Origin of the sequence: Paracandidimonas lactea (genome assembly GCF_021653995.1) — a bacterium.
GTDB classification, from domain to species: domain Bacteria; phylum Pseudomonadota; class Gammaproteobacteria; order Burkholderiales; family Burkholderiaceae_B; genus Allopusillimonas; species Allopusillimonas lactea.
The window spans coordinates 206,474-223,897 of record NZ_JAJJOZ010000001.1; the positions used below are offsets into that span (position 1 = coordinate 206,474).

The following is a 17,424-nucleotide window of genomic DNA, read 5'->3' on the forward strand; positions in this document are numbered from 1 at the left end:
AACCAAAACGCTGGAGGTGTGTGTGTATCGCCCGGTTTGCCTGTTGTTCGCGTCGGCATTGTTATTCAGTGCTCCCGTGCCCGCTGCACAGATTGCGCGCATGGTGCCACAGGGCGAGGTGGCACAGGTCAGGCAGGTGGAGCTCGCGTTCGATGCGGACGTGGTTGTGTTCGGCCAGGGCTCACAGCCGGCACCCGTGCTGCTTGATTGCGGCGGGGGTGTCGCGGGCAGTGGCCGCTGGCTTGATGCGCGGCGCTGGACATACGTATTCGATACACCGCCCGGCCCCGGCGTGTCGTGCGACGTGCGTATCGATCCGAGGTTCCGTACCCTTGCGGGCGAGGCGGTGACGGGGCAGACGCATTTTCATTTCAGCACCGGCGGGCCAGTGGCCAACATTGACCGCCCTTACGGCGATACCATTGCCGAAGATCAGGTGTTCGCGCTGCGCTTCAATGGTGCGGTGGATGAGGCATCGGTGCTTGCCCATACGCACTGCACGGTGCAGGGGTTAGGTGAAACCGTACCGGTGCGAACGATCACCGGCAAAGACCGTGCGGCGCTGCTGCAGGCACTTTATGGGCCGCGCAATGATGCGCGCACACAGTTCGTCGCTCTTGTGCAATGCAAGCGGCGTCTGCCTGCGACGGCTCATGTGCGGCTTAGTATCGACCCTGGTGTCACGACGCCGGCCGACGACGGGCGCAGGCCGGTCGAGGCCACGCAGGGTGCGCATTTCGACTTTACCGTGCGGCCGCCTTTCTCTGCGACGTTTTCATGCCTGCGCGAGCGCGCCGACAAGCCCTGCACGCCCGTATCGGGCATGGCGCTGTCTTTTTCGGCGCCTATCGCTCGCGATGATGCGGCGCGGGTGGTGCTGCGGGCAGCAGCGGCAACGTTCGCGCCGAATCTGGGCGGCGACGATGGCGATACGGGGCCGGTGTCGCGGCTTGACTTCAAGGGGCCGTTTCCACCGGACGCCGTGCTGGAGCTCGGGCTTCCGGAAGGCTTGAGAGATGACGCCGATCGTGTGTTGGCCAACGCGGATCAGTTTCCGATGCGAGTCGCTACGGGGCCTTATCCCCCGCTGGTAAAGTTCGCCTCAGGCACTTTCGGTGTGATCGAACGTTTTGCCCATGTGCCACCGGGCGGCGACGAAAGCGCGCATCCGGCAGCCGTGCCGCTGACTTTGCGCAATGTGGAACCGGCGCTGGCCACGAAGGCATTGGCTGTTTCAGCGGGCACGGTGCACGATTATCGTCCGCGCGACGATGTTCAGGTGCTGCGCTGGTATGCCAGGTTGCAGCAACTGGACGGCGCGTATTGGACTGATGGACAGTTGAAGAATATTATCGCCGGCAAGGCGCCTGGCGACAGCAAAGGCAAGCCGGTGGATACTCGCGCAGTATCCGTGCTGGCAAACCAGGAAGGTGTGCGCACGCTTACGCTCCCGGGGGCTGTGTCGGGCACCGGTGGGCAGGCTCCTTTCCAGGTTGTCGGCGTACCGATCGCCGAGCCAGGCTTTCATGTTCTCGAAGCCGCATCGCCACGGCTGGGGGCGTCGCTGCTTGGTCATGATGGGCCCATGTATGTGCGTAGCGCCGCGTTGGTCACTAATCTTGGTGTGCACATCAAGACCGGCCGCGATGATGTCCTGGCGTGGGTCACTACGCTGGACGATGGTAAACCCGTCGCGGGTGCGGATGTCAATGTGCTTGATTGCGAAGGCAAGCATCTGGCGGCGGGACGTACAGATGCGCAGGGCTTGCTGCACATCGTTCAGAACCTGGATGCGCCGCAATACTGCGATGCCACCGGTTTGAGCGGCTTGTATGTGTCAGCGCGCGTTGGCGCGGACCATCCTCAGGCGCGTGGCCGGGCAGACTTTTCTTTTGCGTTGTCCGGTTGGGATGCAGGCATCGAGTCTTGGCGCTTCAATGTGCCGGTTGACACCCGCCCCGAGCCAACGTTGGCAATGCACACGGTGTTCGACCGCACTCTGTTGCGTGCCGGCGAAACCGTATCCATGAAGCACTACATTCGCATGCAGACGCGCGATGGCCTCGCGTCGCCCGATGCCGGGCCCAGGCTGCCCGACCGGCTTGTGGTGGCGCACGAGGGCTCCGACGAGCGCTTCGAACAGCCCGTGCAATGGATCCCGACGGCAACTGGGGGGATGTACGCCACCAGCGCGTTCGCCATCCCGCGCACCGGAAAATTAGGGGTTTACTCAGCCACGCTGACGGACGCGGATGGAAATTGGTATGGGCGCGGCACTTTCCGGGTTGAGGCTTTCAGGCTGCCTCTGCTGGATGGGCATATTACGATCAAGGCGGCAGGGCAGGACGCGGGCGGCGCATTGGTCGCGCCGGAAAGATTGGAAGCGGATGTGCAATTAGGCTACGTGTCGGGCGGCCCGGCGGGCGGGGTGGGCATCGGCCTGTCGGGCGTGATGCGCGGCCGTGGTGTGTCGTTTCCCAATTACGATGATTTTGTTTTCGACGCACCGCGTGCCGGGGGCGTTGAAGAGGGCGCCGATGCGCCGGCCGCGCAGACGTTGTTCCTCGATAAGAAGCAGGTGAGGCTTGATGCGCAGGGCGGTGGGCGCATACATATCGACGAGGTCCCGCAGGTACGAGGCCCCGCCGAGTGGCTGTTCGAAGCCAGCTTTTTCGACCCTAACGGGCAGGTGCAGACGCTCAGCCGGACGGTGCCCGTATGGCCAGCATCCGTACAGGCGGGCTTACGGGCGGGAAACTGGCTCAACAGTGGCAAGCCAGCCGCCATTCATGCGTTGGCGCTGTCCACGTCCGGTGTGCCGCAGGCCGATGTGCCCATGACAGTGCATGCGCTTGCGCGCACCGTCTACTCCACCCGAAAGCGCATGGTCGGCGGCTTTTACAGCTACGATCATCACACCGAAACCAAAGACCTGGGGCAGGTATGCGAAGGCAAGACGGATGCGTCGGGCATGCTGGCCTGCGAGGCAACGCTGGCGCATACCGGCGAGGTCACGCTGGTTGCCACGGCGCGGGACGCGCAGGGGCGCGCCTCGCAGGCAGCTGCCTCGCTGTGGGTCACCGGCAAAAATGACTTATGGTTCGGCGGTGGCAATGATGACCGGATCGATGTGATTCCGGCGCGCAAGCAATGGAAGCCTGGCGAGATTGCCAGCTTCCAGGTGCGCATGCCGTATCGGCGCGCGACGGCGCTGGTGGCGGTGGAGCGGGAAGGGGTGCTGGAAACCAGGATTGTTGAACTCGCGGGCGCTAACCCTGCGATCGAGCTGCCTGTCAAGGCCGAATGGGGCCCCAACGTATATGTGTCTGTGCTGGCCTTGCGCGGCCGCGTGCGTGAGGCGACATTGGGCAGCTTCCTTGACTGGGGCTGGCGGGCGCCGCGTGCATGGTTCGAGGCATTCAGGCGCCGCGGAGATCCGTATACGCCGCCCACAGCACTGGTCGATCTGGCCAAACCCTCGTTTCGCTTTGGCCTTGCGGAAATCCGCGTCAGCGATGACCGGGACCGGCTGCACGTGTCGGTCAAGGCCGACCAGACATCCTATCAAGTCAGGCAGAAGGTTACCGCCAGGATCAAGGCCACGTTGCCGGACGGCACGCCCGCCGCCCATGGCTCGGTTGCCTTTGCCGCTGTCGATGAAGCGTTGTTGGCCCTGATGCCGAACAAGAGCTGGGAGGTGTTGACGGCTATGCGCCAGTTGCGCAGCTATGGCGTGCAGACCGCGACGGCTCAGATGGAAGTGGTCGGGCGGCGCCACTATGGTCGCAAGGCGCTGCCCGCCGGCGGAGGTGGAGGGGCAAGCCCGACGCGTGAGTTGCTGGATGCACTGGTGCTTTGGGAGCCTGTGGTGGACTTGGACGAAAATGGCCAAGCCACCCTGACGTTTCCATTGAACGACACGCTTAGCCGCTTCAGGCTGGTGGCGATCGCCGATTTCGGCAGCCAGCGGTTCGGCACCGGGTCGACGGACATTGTGACAACACAAGACCTGCAGTTGATTCCGGGCTTGCCGGATACGGTGCGCAGCGGCGACACCTATCAGGCAATGGTCACCTTGCGCAATAGCACTGCGCGTGAAATGCGGGTGCGTGTTGCCGCGCGCTACGAAGGCGAGGGTATCGAAAGCGCCAGCCTGAGTGAGCGCGAGGTCAGCATTGCGCCGGGCCAGGCAGCCACAACGCAATGGCGGATTGAAGCGCCGCAAGGCAATGAAAGCGCGGCTGGCACGCGGCTGCGCTGGACTTTTTTGGCCAGTGAAACCGGAGACAGCGCGGCGTCGAACGATGCTGCCGCTCCGGCGATGGATCGCCTGCGAGTGAATCAGCAGCTTGTACCCTCGGTTCCCGTGCGGACATGGCAGGCCAACCTGCTTGCGCTGACGGGCGGCGAATCGGCCGTGACGCTGCCGGTGGCCCCGCCCAAAGGGGCCCTGGCCGATGCATCGGGACGGCCACGTGGTGGGTTGCAGGTCGATGCGCAGCCCACCCTGGGAGGCGGCCTGCCGGGGGTTAGGGAATGGCTGCGCGCATATCCCTACACTTGCCTGGAGCAACGCAGCGCCAAGGTCATTGGCCTGGGCAGTACGGCGGACTGGCAGTCCGTCATCGCTACGCTGCCCGATCATCTGGACGAGAACGGGCTTGTCGCCTACTTTCCTGGTGGCGGCCAGGGCAGCGATATCTTGACTGCCTATTTGCTTTCGGCCAGCCATGAAGCTGAGGCGCTCGGGTTGGATTTCATCATTCCGCAGCCCTTGCGCGACCGTATGGCCGCCGGCCTGGAGGCATTTGTTCAGGGGCGTCTGACGTCGCCGCATTGGTCGCCTGTTCGTGATCTGGATATGCGCAAACTGGCCGCGCTGGATGCATTGTCTCGCTATGGTCTTGTCCACCCGCGCATGCTGGACAGCATCGCGGTCGCACCAGACAGATGGTATACATCCGCGGTGATCGATTGGCTTTCAATGCTGCAGCGTGTGCGGGGGATCGATCGGCGCGAGCAGTTGATGGATCAGGCCAGCCAAGTACTGCGTGGCCGAGTCGCAGGGGGCGGAACCGCTCTGGCGCTCCCGGCTGGCGGCCTGAACGATAGTTGGTGGCTGATGGCGGGCCATGAGGTCAACCAGGCCAGGCTGATGCTTGCTGTCAGCCAGCGGCCCGATTGGGTCGACGATATGCCGAGGCTGGCGCAGGGCCTGCTCGCCAGCCAGCGCGAGGGCGCTTGGCGCACAACATCGGCCAACCTGTTCGGTACGCTTGCAATGCGGATGTTCGCGGCAAAGTTCGAAACAGGGCAAGTGGCAGGCGTGGTACGCCTCGCATTGGCGTCGGGTGGCAAGGCGTCGATTGCTGTGAAGGATGCGAGTGGCAAAGAGGCTGGCAAGGCTGGAGACGCGTATCTGCCATGGGCGTCTGCGCAAAACGACAGCCTTGTGTTGCGCCAGGATGGGAAGGGCAAAGCATGGGTGAGCGTGCGGGCGCAAGCGGCGGTGCAGGTGCGCGAGGCGGTGTCGGCGGGCTATCGCGTGCGGCGTGAAATCACGCCTGTGTCCCAGGCGGAGCAAGGGGTGTGGCGGCGGGGCGATGTATATCGCGTGAAGCTGACGATACATGCCGCGGCTGGTATGCCGTGGGTCGTGGTCGATGATGCTATCCCCGCCGGCGCCACCATTCTGGGCAGTGGGCTGGGGCGGGATTCGGCCATCGCGGCCGATGGCGAAGATGACGATGCGAACCATCGTCCGCCTCGCTATGTCGAACGCGGCGCCGACGCCTACCGGGCCTATTATGATTTCCTGCCGCAGGGCGAGAGCACACTCACCTACACAGTCAGGCTCAACACCGCCGGGCGGTTCTCGCTGGCGCCAACACGCGTGCAGGCACTGTATCAGCCGGACGTCTATGGTGAGCTTCCTGCCGCTGCGCCTCTTGATGTCGCACCCGCGCAGGGGGCGTTACCGTGAGGCACGGCGCATGGGCGTTGGGGGCTTGGCTGGCGGTGTACTGCATGCCGCTGTCTGCCGCTCAGTTTCCCGCTTATGAGCAGGTGCGCGCGCAGTATGCGTCATCGGACATTCTCGTGCTCGATCGGCAAGGTCAAGCGGTAGCGCGCGTTCGTCACGATCTGCAGGCCCGGCGCGGCGACTGGCTGGCGCTCGACGACATATCGATTGCTCTGCAGCGGGCGGTCATCATGTCCGAGGATCGGCGTTTTTATGCGCATGGCGGTGTCGACTGGCAGGCTATGGCTGCCGCTGCGTGGAGCAACGTGGTGCACGACCGGCGGCGCGGAGCATCCACGCTGAGCATGCAACTGCTGGCGTTGATGGATCAAGACTATCGGCGCGAGCCTGGCGGCCGCGGCATGGTGCAGAAATTCGATCAGGCGGTTGGGGCGCAATCGCTTGATGCGCAATGGACAAAGGCGAATATTCTGGAGGCTTACCTGAACCTGGCCGCCTTTCGGGGTGAACTGGTCGGGGTGGACGCGCTGTCTCGCGTGATGTTCCAAAAGCGGGCCAGCGCGTTGAACCTGCGCGAAGCCGCGTTGGCGGCCGCCATGCTGCGTGGGCCTAATGTGTCTGAGGTCTTGCTGGCCAAGCGGGCCTGTGCCCTGTTGCGGGAGATGGGGGTGCCGCAGGCTTGTCTCGGGCTGCGCGAATTTGCCGAGGTGGTGTTGCGCCGTGGTTCGTATCCCTTGGTCGGTACGCCGGGCATTGCCCCGCATTTTGCGCAGTTGGCGCTCGCCGACCTGCTGGCCCCTCCCCGAGTGGGGGCGCGCGTTGCCACGTCGCTGGACGCATCGCTGCAGCGATTGGCGGTGGCTGCCGTGCAGGCGCGTTTGCACGCTTTGGGCGATGCCAATGTACGCGACGCGGCAGTGGTGGCGATGGACAACTTAACGGGCGAAGTGTTGGCGTATGTCGGCTCGTCGGGCGCAATGTCGGACGCGGGACAGGTGGATCATGCGCGAGCGCTGCGCCAGGCGGGTTCGGCGCTCAAGCCTTTTTTGTATGCCCAGGCGATTGGGCAGCAGCGCATCACGGCCGCATCACTGTTGGAGGACAGCCCGCTGAATCTGTCGACCGGCGCGGGCCTGTATATCCCCCGCAACTACGATGCGCATTTTGCGGGCTGGGTCAGCGTCCGTACGGCGTTGGCTGCATCGCTCAATATCCCGGCCGTGCGTACGCTCATGATGGTGACACCCGATGCGTTTGCGCGTCGGCTGGTGGCGCTTGGACTGCCGTTGACGCATCATGGTGATTACTACGGCTATAGCCTTGCTTTGGGTAGTGCGGATGTCACGTTGCTGACGCTTACCAATGCGTATCGCGCGCTGGCGAATCTGGGGGATTTCAGCCTGCCGCGATATCGTGCGCAGGCGGGTGGGCAGGATGACGTGTTCGCGCACCGGCAGGTGGGTACCCCTGGCGAGGCGTGGATCGTGGGCGATATTCTGTCCGACCGCCAGGCCCGTGCACGTACATTCGGGCTCGACAGCCCGCTGTCCACGCCATTCTGGACCGCGGTCAAAACGGGGACTAGCAAGGACATGCGCGATAACTGGTGCATAGGGTGGTCGTCGCGCTACACCGTAGGCGTATGGGTGGGCAACAGCGGTGGCGCCAGCATGCGGGACGTCTCGGGCGTATCGGGGGCGGGGCCGATCTGGCATGACGTCATGGCAGCCCTGCATAGGCATCAGCGCAGTGATCAACGGGGCCCGCCGGCGTCGGTCACGCGCCAGCCGGTGACGTTCGAAGAGCGTCTCGAACCGTCCAGAATAGAAGCGTTTGTGGGTGATACCGCGGTGAGCCGGGTTGCATTGGCGGAGCGCGCATCCGCATCCGGTCCCGCATATGTGCGGATCGAACAGCCAGCGGACGGCGCCTTGCTTGCCCTCGATCCCGACATACCGCCGGCGCGCCAGTGGCTGCGACTGCAGGCGCGCGCAGAAACAGGGGGCGATACGGGTAGGCTGCTGTGGCGGGTCAATGGACGGGTGATTGGCGAAGGCACGAGTGCGCGTTGGCAGCCTACACCGGGCAGCCATAGGGTCGAGCTTGCGGATGCAGCAGGCCGCCGCCTGGATGTTGTCCAGATCACGATACGTGGCCTTCCAGGCACAGTGCGTGCTGATTCGATCGATGAAATGACATTTGATGCAATACACTCTAATTTTGTAGAGTAAATTGATAGACTTTGTGCCGATCCGGAATCCGCAGCCGCGGCATACCCAACCGTCACTCATAGCAGGGGAGAAGCGATGAAATCCATACGTACTTTGAGCCGTCTCGCGGCACCGTTGGGTCTGGTTATTCTGGCAGCTTGCCAAACACCGGCTCAGAAGACGGCGACGGCGCCTGCTGCGGCAGACACGACGGCCCCTGCATCCGCACAGCAGCAACCCGCACCGCAGCCTGCCGCGCGCCAGGGTGCTCCTGTCGCTGTGTTTCTTGCCGACACCGCGGTGCAAACGGGCTGGACGCCCGTTGATATCCCGGATGGCAAGCTGTACGTCAATCCCCAGCCGGTCATCACGCGCGCCGATCTGAGCGGCGTGCAGGCAGGCACCAACAAGGCGGGGGATGGCCTGCTGGCACTGGGCCTGAACGAAGAAGGCAAGCGCAAGATCGTCGATATAACCACCAAGAATCCGAACAAACGACTAGCGCTGGTAGTGGGCCGCACGATGCTGGCGGCGCCCGGTTATTCCACGCCTGTCAATACCGAACACTTGGTATTTGTGGTTGGTACTGAGCAGAACGCAACCGCAGCGGCGCGTGCTATTGCCGGTGTGCCGCAGGATGGCTCCGGGGATGCTGGCGCGCAGACGGCGCCTGCGCAGCCTGACAGCAAGGCGCCCGCCGGCGGCGGGGCCTCGACAACGCCCGTCCGGTAGCCTGGATCGTGTCGGCGGAATTAGCCATACCGGCGCTCGAACGTACACTGGTTCTCGGATTCAAGAGTCTCGTGTGGTTGAACGGCTTGGGCATTGCAGCAATCACCCTCTGTTCGGCCGGTGTGGTGCAGCTCGATATTGCGACGATCTGGCTGCGCTTTCCGCTTGCCCTGTTTCTGTCAGGGTTGGCGCTTGGGCTGCTGGGGTTGCTGTGGTCGTATCCTTTGCAGAGCAGCTTGGCCGCGCGGCTCGCAAGTGGGCGTCGCCCTAAACTCTATTGGGTACCCATGCTCTGTACCACGCTTGCGTATCTTCTGAGCCTCGTCATGTTTGCCGGCGGCTGTTGGTTCTTCCAATTGCTGCTCGAATCGCTCCAGACATACTAGCTGGGTCGCGAGCCGCCGACACCCGGCTGTGTAGGTGCGTCGGCTATCTTGTTGTTTTAATGTGCGACATGCAGAAAACACTCGCACTGCAAGCGCGAAAAAAATAAACTATACGCACTGCGTATAGTTTATTTTCCCAACAGGATTCTTATCATGACCGTATCGCAACAGGTGTTCCTGCGCGACGCCATGCGCCGTCTCAACCTGACCCGGGACGTTTTTGCTGGCCGTATCGGCGTCAAGCGCCGTGCTCTGGATACTTGGCTGTTGCCCGAAGGCTCCCAGGAATTCCGCCCCATGCCTGAGGTGGTCAGCCGTTTCGTCACCGAAATCGTCGAAAACGAAGCCTTGCTGCAAAAGTATGCCGAGCGCGCGCAGTCGGGCCCGCTGCGCACCCGCCTCGCGTATGAAGGCAAGCACCAGTTGCTGTCAGTGGATCAGTTCACGCGCGAATCCGTGGAGGAGTTGTTCCGCATCGCCGACCAGATGCAGCCCATCGCACGTCGCCAGAAAGTATCGCGCGTGCTTGAGGGCGCTGTCCTGGGTAACTTGTTTTTCGAAGCAAGTACACGTACGCGCGTCAGCTTTGGAGCGGCTTTCTGCCGCTTGGGTGGTTCGGTGTGCGACACCACCGGCTTCACATTCTCATCCATGGCCAAGGGCGAATCCATCTACGACACCAGCCGCGTGATGAGCGGCTACGTCGATGCCATGGTGATACGCCATCCCGAAAAAGGTTCTGTGGCAGAATTTGCCGCGGCCACCAACATCCCTGTTGTCAATGGTGGTGATGGCCCAGGCGAGCACCCCAGCCAGGCCCTGCTCGACCTGTACACCATCCTCACCGAGTTTTCGCGCTTGGGCAAGCTGTTGGATGGCGCGCATATCGCCATGGCGGGCGACCTGAAATATGGGCGTACCGTACACTCGCTGATCAAGCTGCTGGCCTTGTACCGCGGCCTGAAATTCACGCTGATCTCGCCGCCTGGCCTGGAGATGCCCGATTACATCGTCGAACAGGCGGGTAAGAATGGCCACGTCATCGAGCAAACCCATTCCCTCGAACAGGGCCTGCGCGGTGCGGACGTAATCTATGCCACACGCGTCCAGAAAGAGCGCTTTTCATCGGAAGAGCAGGCGGCGGGTTATACGGCCGATTTCCAGGTCAACAAGGCGATCATTGATCAGTGCTGCGGGCCGGATGTGATCGTGATGCACCCGCTGCCGCGCGATAGCCGCGAAGGCGCCAACGATCTGAGCGTGGACTTGAATCATGACCCGCGCCTAGCCATTTTCCGCCAGACCGACAACGGCATCCCGGTGCGCATGGCTATTTTTGCAGTGCTGTTGGGGGTGGAAGGCTTGGTGCAGCACTCGCTGCGCGATGTCACGTGGAGCCCCCCTTCACACATAGGCCCCGACGACAGCGTGTTCCACGGGCTGGATTAACCCCGCCAGTGGTAGTACGGCAAGGCTCCCTCACGCAGCCTTGCGTTCGCCGCCCAGCGCCTCGACCAGGTCGTCGATCAGCCGAGCCAGTTCGCCGGTCATGAGGGTGAAGTCCGAATCAAATTGTTCGGCATCGTTCAGCCCGGCGCTTTCCTGGCCTTCCTTGATCACGTCCAGCGGCGCAAGCCGCTTGATGTCCAGCCCCTCAGTAAGCACAAATGACACCCGATCGGCCCAGGTAAGCGCGAGGCGCGTGCACTGTTTGCCGGCCTGGACGTGTTTGCGCACATCATCGATCTCCACAGCCTGGCGCACATAGCGCACCGCAGCGCCGCTGTCGCTGGTGGAGCGAAGTTCAGTATCCTGGTCGATGGAAAAGCCGGCAGGTGGTTCGTCGCCGATCAGCCAATTGGTCATGGCAGCGGCGGGTGACTGCTCCACATGCAAAGGTGTAACCGGGAAGGTGTCGAGCGACTTGGCCAGCAGGCCCAGCACCTCGTCGCTTTTTGCTGACGCTGCGGCGTCGATCACCAGCCAATGATTGCGGGTATCGAGCCAGACGCGGGTGTCGCGGTACACACTGAAGGCCTTGGGCAACAGCTCGTCAGTGACTTGCTCTTTGATTTCCTTCATTTGTTTGCGGCCGGGCTTGAAGCCTTGCTGCTCTTCAATTTCCAGCGCCTTGGCCTTGGCCACCTGGTTGATCACAGTGGTAGGCAGAAGCTTTTTTTCAGCCCGCAGGCTCAGCATGTATTGGCCGTTTTGCGTGTAAACCAACCCGCTGTCCTCGCGCGGCGCGATCCAGCCCAGGCTTTGCATGTCGCGGCTGCCGCTAGGGCGGAAAGCCTGTTTGGCCAGTGCCGCTTCAAGCGTATCGGGGGTGCATTTCCAGGAAGGGGCCAGGCGATAGATCTTGAGATTCTTGAACCACATATATTGCTTCGTGAGGGACGGCCGCGCTGATGCAACCATGCGGGGCGGCGCGCGGACGGCCGTGAAAGGGAAAGGGCGATTGTAAGCCCAATCGGTTGGACAAAAAAATGGCCCGGCATGCCGAAGCATGGGGGCCAACAGGGAACACACTGAGCTGTGCATAAAAAGCTCGCGGGGGGCACAGCACAGGTGATAAAAAGAACCACCTGGCCAGACCGGGGGATCAGACGTCGGGCGTTGAAACGGTGGTGCTCTCTATGGGATGCATTCTACGGAGCAATCGCTGACGTCCGCCTGAATCGGCGCATGAATATCAGGGGGCTGCGTCCCGGGCTCGGCGGTCGATGCCGATGCCAGGAGGAGACCGTTTACGCATTGATATCGTTGCGATGGGTTTCTTTCACGCACGACATGCCCACGGCCAATGTAATGAGCGCGATCACGATGGGGTACCAGAGCCCATAGTAGATATCGCCCGTTGCAGCCACCAAGGCGAATGCGGCCGGTGGCAGAAAACCGCCGAACCAGCCATTGCCGATATGGTAGGGCAGGCTCATCGATGTATAGCGTATACGGGTGGGGAACATCTCCACCAGCATGGCGGCAATGGGGCCGTAGACCATAGTGACCAGTATCACCAGCAGGGTCAGCAGCAGTACAACCATGGCGTAGTTGATCTGGCTTGGATCAGCCTTGGCGGGATAACCGTGGCTGCGTATGGCGTCAGTCAGCTGGCGCCCCAGCAGGTTTGAACGGGCGGCGAATTCAGCCTTGCTCAGTGTGGCCCCCTCGAAAGACTCGAATACGTCCTGGCCGATATGCGCACGTGCAATGGTACCCGGCGGGGCAGTGACGTTGGTGTAGTTCACCGCATTGCGGGCCATGAAGGCCTTGAGGATATCGCATGAGCTGGTGAATGCCGTCGTGCCCACCGGATTGAATTGAAAAGAGCACGCCTGCGGGTCGGCCACGATGGTGACCGGTGCGTTGCCCAGGGCGCGTTCCAGGGCCGGATTGGCAAAGTGCGTAAGGCCCTTGAAAACCGGAAAATACACCAGCGCGGCCAACAGGCAACCCGTCATGATGATGGGTTTGCGGCCGATGCGATCCGACAGCGCGCCGAATATCACAAAAAAAGGAGTTCCCAGCAGCAATGCCAGGCCGATCATGATGCTGGCGGTGTTGGCCTCGATGGCCAACGTCTTGGTCAGGAAGAACAGGGCGTAGATTTGCCCGGTGTACCACACTACGGCCTGGCCCGCGGTCAGGCCGAACAGGGCGAACAGCACGCGCTTGAGATTGCTCCAACGCCCAAAGGATTCACGAATGGGGGCTTTGGAGCCTTTGCCTTCCTCTTGCATTCGGCGAAACGCGGGCGACTCGTTCAAGCGCATCCGGATCCACACTGAGATGACGAGCAGGATGGCGGAAATAAGAAAAGGAACCCGCCACCCCCAGCGCAGGAATGCATCTTCGCCCAGCGTGGCCCGAAACCCCAGCACGACAAGCAGTGACAGGAACAGCCCCATGGTTGCTGTAGTCTGTATCCAGCCAGTATAGAAACCGCGCCGGTGTTGAGGCGCGTGCTCGGCCACGTAGGTGGCCGCGCCGCCGTACTCGCCGCCCATTGCCAAGCCTTGCAGCAGACGCAGGCCGACCAGGATGGCGGGCGCCGCCATCCCGATTGAGGTGTAAGAGGGCAGCACACCCACCAGAAACGTGGACATCCCCATGATCAGAATAGTGATCAGGAATGTGTACTTGCGGCCGACGAGGTCGCCGAGCCGCCCGAACACCAGAGCGCCGAAAGGCCGTACGGCGAACCCAGCGGCAAAGGCGAGCAAAGCAAAAACGAACCCGGCGGTAGGATTGACCCCGGAAAAGAAATGCCGGGCAATGACAGCCGCGAGTGAACCGTACAGGTAAAAGTCGTACCACTCGAACACCGTGCCTAGCGACGAGGCAAAGACGACGCGCCGTTCCTGGTGTGTCATCGGGCGCATACTGTCGTCTGGCGCGGGTGCGTTCTGCGCGGACGAGTAGGTGTTCATCTGGAGCTCGCGGGCATCATAGGGCATAGACATTGGCTGGGAAGGGCGCTCAGGGATCATGGGCACAGGCCCCGACTATTGCCGCCGGGCGGAGCGGCCTGTTCATGCGTAATCACGCCGCATGGCTTCAATACGGCTGAAGGTGATGCGTATGCAAGTACCCTGGGTGACAGGCATGAAGGCCGCGCTGGCCTGGTGAAGGTCGGCGATCTCCTTGACAATGGACAAACCCAGGCCGCTGCCGTCGCGGCCGCTGCCCAGCACCCGATAAAAGCGGTCGAAAACATGCTGTTGTTCGTCGAGCGGGATGCCAGGGCCCGAATCGCGAACTTCGAGATAGGCGGAAAGGGCGTCGCCGCCAATACGCACCGTGACACTGCCGCCCTCGGGGGTGTAGACGATGGCGTTCTCGATCAAGTTGCTGATCAACTCCGTCAGCATCAGGCGATCGCCGTTGATCAACGCGGGTTGCGGGGATTGTTCCAGGCCAAGGTCGATGTGCCGGCCAATCGCGTTTTCGACCCAGTGTGTGGTTTGTGTCGCCGCCAGCGAGTTCAGATCAATCTCTTCAGCACCCAGGCGTGTACGGGCTTCGGCGCTTTCCGCCCGCGCCAGTGTCAACAACTGGTTGACCAAGCGGGTGGCGCGCTCGGACCCGCGCACCAGTTGGCGAAGGCTGTCGTGTTTTTTTTCAGTGCTGTCTTCGCGCAAGGCTAGCTCGGCCTGCGTGCGCATGCCCGCCAGCGGTGTTTTGAGCTGATGCGCGGCATTGGAAACGAACCTGCGCTGGCCGTCGCTGGCGGCCGCCAACCGGGCGAGCAGGCTGTTCATGGCTGCGATCAGGGGCACGATCTCCGCCGGTGCGAGTTCGGCGCTGATGGGCGAGGTGTCGTTGGCGCGGCGGGCGCGTATCCGCTCTTGCAGAATACTGAGCGGCTCCAGGCCTTGGGTCAGGCCCAGGCCGGCAAGCAGCGCGGCCAGCGGCAGCACGATAAGCTGGGGCGTCAGCATGCCAGTGAGAATCTCCTGCTGCAGCGTTGCCCGCATCTCGTTCGATTGTGCCACCACGGTCAGGAATGGCATGCCCGTGATGTCGCGCCCGCCCCAAAGGTAGGCGACGCGTATGCTTTGCCCCTGGTATGTATCATTGCGCAGTTGGATCCGGTCTTCGTCGTAGGTCCAGTTGTCAGGCAGCGGGATGTCGCTGTTGCCGCCCAGAGAGTGCCCATTCGCATCGCGGATCTCCCAGCGGATGATGTGTTCGGTGTCCCCCTGCAGGATGGTGATGGCCGAAGGCGGCAGGCGCAGCCCGTTCAGAATGGCCTGGCGTTCGACTTCATGCCGCAGCATGCGCAGGTGGTCAGATAGCGTGCGGTCGTAGGGCGCGTTGGCGATGTTCTGGGCGATGAAGTAGGTAATCACCAGGCCGATGCTCCAGAGCAGGAACAAAGGGCCGAACATCCAAACGATGATTTTGTTGAGCAGCGAGCGGTGGGTCCGTCGCCTTGGCCCGCTGAACCAGCGCCGTCTTGCCGCAGCCTGGTCTTCGGTGCGTTCGAGAATGTCAGGATCGATCAGCATGCGCGGCGACGGTCACTGTACCGGTGTGGCGGTACAGTGTTCGGGTTCTAGGTAGTAGCCCAGGCCACGCACCGTCACGATGCGGGCGCCGCTGGGCTCGATTTTTTTGCGCAGACGGTGCACATACACTTCGATGGCATTGGGTGTGACCTCTTCGTCCCATTCGCACAGCAGGTCAACGAATTGATTCTTGCTGATCATGCGCCCGCAACGCGAGAGCAGGATCTCCAGCAGCCCGGTTTCCCGGGCCGAAAGCTCCAGCGGCTGGCCGTTGATGCTGGCCATGCGGCCATTCAGGTCGAAGGCCAGACCCTTGTGCACCAGCACCGTGCCCGCGCGCCCCGCGCTGCGCCGAGTAAGCGCGCGCACACGGGCCTCGAGTTCGGTCAGCGCGAAAGGTTTCGCCATGTAGTCGTCGGCACCAAGGTCCAGGCCCGTTACCCGTTGCTCCACCGCGTCGGCGGCCGTTAGAATGAGTACCGGAATCGGCGTGTTGCGAAGGCGAAGCTGGCGCAGCACGGCCAAGCCATGCATCCGAGGAAGGTCCAGGTCAAGAATCAGCAGGTCGAAGGCCTGCAACTGCAGGGCAGAATCGGCGCTGCGGCCGTCGTTGACCACATCCACCGTGTAGCCGTCGTAGCGCAGCGAGCGCGAAAGCCCGTCGGCCAGGATACTGTCGTCTTCTGCAATCAGGATGCGCATGGCATGTCAGGGCGTGGCCCTCGCAGTCGGAAACAGCCCTCCGCAGGTGTGCACGCATCGGCGGAAGGGTTTGCCTCATTCTGGCACGTATGCCGCTGGCGAGCCAGTCAGGGATAACGATGGATATCTGTCTATACATACAGTACAATCTGATGCAATAATTGTTCTATTCTGTGTGCCCAGTGGGCAGCCAACAGGTAAAGCTTCTCGTTGGCGCTGCGTCGAGCAACCCGTTCCACTCAGTTATCGGGCGCCGCATGCGGCGGCGCTCCTCCAGTATTTATGCCTCTTTAGCCAAGGATCCTATGGACGACAAAAACAGCAAAGCCGCCAGCGAACGCAGCAAGGCGCTCGCCGCAGCCCTATCCCAGATCGAAAAGCAGTTCGGTAAGGGGTCGGTCATGCGTTATGGCGACGACTCGGTCGAGCACGACATCCAGGTGGTTTCCACTGGCTCGCTCGGGCTGGATATCGCCCTGGGCGTAGGCGGTTTACCGCGCGGGCGCGTCATCGAAATCTATGGCCCTGAATCCTCGGGCAAAACTACGCTCACGCTGCAGGTCATTGCCGAAATGCAGAAGATAGGCGGCACGTGCGCCTTCATCGACGCCGAGCATGCGCTCGACGTCCAGTACGCCAACAAGCTTGGCGTCAATCTGTCCGATCTGCTTATTTCCCAGCCCGATACCGGCGAACAGGCCCTCGAAATCACCGACGCGCTGGTGCGCTCGGGTTCCGTCGATCTCATCGTGGTCGACTCCGTCGCCGCCCTGGTTCCCAAGGCCGAAATCGAAGGCGACATGGGCGACTCCCTGCCGGGCTTGCAGGCCCGGCTCATGAGCCAGGCGCTGCGCAAACTCACCGCCACCATCAAGCGCGCCAATTGCATGGTCATCTTCATCAACCAGATCCGCATGAAGATCGGCGTCATGTTCGGCAACCCCGAAACCACCACCGGCGGCAACGCGCTCAAGTTCTACTCCTCCGTGCGTCTCGACATCCGCCGTATCGGCGCCATCAAGAAGGGCGATGAGATCGTCGGCAACGAAACCCGCGTCAAGGTTGTCAAGAACAAGGTCGCGCCACCCTTCAAGCAAGCAGAGTTCGACATCATGTACGGCGCCGGCATTTCGCGCGAAGGCGAAATCATCGATCTGGGCGTGCAGGCTGGCATTGTCGACAAGGCGGGGGCCTGGTTCAGCTACAACGGTACGCGTATTGGTCAAGGCAAGGACAACGTGCGCGAGTATCTCAAAGAGCGCCCAGAGCTCGCCTTCGAAATCGAAAACCGCGTGCGCGATCAGCTTGGTGTTGCACCGCTGGCGGCGCCTTTGGTCAAGCCTTTGGCCAAACCAGTGTCGGCCACCAGCGAAGCCGGGGCTGAAGACTGATACCGG

10 protein-coding genes are annotated in these 17,424 nt (G+C 62.3%); 6 read left to right on the forward strand and 4 right to left on the reverse strand.

Annotated elements, in window-relative coordinates:
• The first annotated feature begins 22 nt into the window (after nt 1-22).
• The 5 genes from LOL23_RS00915 to LOL23_RS00935 all read left to right on the forward strand — a co-directional run bounded on the left by LOL23_RS00915 (nt 23) and on the right by LOL23_RS00935 (nt 10,760).
• Nucleotides 23-5,983, forward strand: coding sequence for an alpha-2-macroglobulin family protein (locus LOL23_RS00915; RefSeq protein ID WP_237172991.1), 5,961 nt, complete (start codon nt 23-25; stop codon nt 5,981-5,983).
• A gap of 44 nt (nt 5,984-6,027) precedes the next feature.
• Nucleotides 6,028-8,214, forward strand: coding sequence for a penicillin-binding protein 1C (gene pbpC, locus LOL23_RS00920; protein ID WP_237173177.1), 2,187 nt, complete (start codon nt 6,028-6,030; stop codon nt 8,212-8,214).
• Nucleotides 8,215-8,289: 75 nt separating this feature from the next.
• Nucleotides 8,290-8,925 carry a SecDF P1 head subdomain-containing protein gene (locus LOL23_RS00925; RefSeq protein ID WP_237172992.1) on the forward strand — a complete coding sequence of 212 codons (636 nt, stop codon included), beginning with the start codon at nt 8,290-8,292 and terminating at the stop codon, nt 8,923-8,925.
• An 8-nt stretch (nt 8,926-8,933) separates the two neighbouring features.
• Complete coding sequence (locus tag LOL23_RS00930; protein ID WP_160976196.1) at nt 8,934-9,311, forward strand: hypothetical protein; 378 nt, start codon at nt 8,934-8,936, stop codon at nt 9,309-9,311.
• A gap of 153 nt (nt 9,312-9,464) precedes the next feature.
• Nucleotides 9,465-10,760, forward strand: coding sequence for an aspartate carbamoyltransferase (locus LOL23_RS00935; RefSeq protein WP_237172993.1), 1,296 nt, complete (start codon nt 9,465-9,467; stop codon nt 10,758-10,760).
• A gap of 30 nt (nt 10,761-10,790) precedes the next feature.
• Here the strand turns inward: LOL23_RS00935 and LOL23_RS00940 are convergent, their stop codons facing one another.
• The 4 genes from LOL23_RS00940 to LOL23_RS00955 all read right to left on the reverse strand — a co-directional run bounded on the left by LOL23_RS00940 (nt 10,791) and on the right by LOL23_RS00955 (nt 16,027).
• A complete protein-coding gene (locus tag LOL23_RS00940) occupies nt 10,791-11,693 on the reverse strand; it encodes a recombination-associated protein RdgC (RefSeq protein WP_160976200.1) in 903 nt (300 codons plus the stop codon).
• A 368-nt stretch (nt 11,694-12,061) separates the two neighbouring features.
• Complete coding sequence (locus LOL23_RS00945; RefSeq protein WP_237173178.1) at nt 12,062-13,687, reverse strand: MFS transporter; 1,626 nt, start codon at nt 13,685-13,687, stop codon at nt 12,062-12,064.
• A 159-nt stretch (nt 13,688-13,846) separates the two neighbouring features.
• On the reverse strand, nt 13,847-15,325 hold the full coding sequence (locus LOL23_RS00950; protein WP_160976202.1) for a sensor histidine kinase: 1,479 nt from the start codon (nt 15,323-15,325) through the stop codon (nt 13,847-13,849).
• 12 nt (nt 15,326-15,337) lie between these two features.
• Complete coding sequence (locus LOL23_RS00955) at nt 15,338-16,027, reverse strand: response regulator transcription factor (RefSeq protein ID WP_160976204.1); 690 nt, start codon at nt 16,025-16,027, stop codon at nt 15,338-15,340.
• Between the two features lie 305 nt (nt 16,028-16,332).
• Here LOL23_RS00955 and recA point away from each other — a divergent pair, with 305 nt between their 5' ends.
• Nucleotides 16,333-17,418, forward strand: a complete 1,086-nt coding sequence (gene recA / locus LOL23_RS00960) for a recombinase RecA (protein WP_160976206.1) — start codon at nt 16,333-16,335, stop codon at nt 17,416-17,418.
• Nucleotides 17,419-17,424 lie beyond the last annotated feature (6 nt).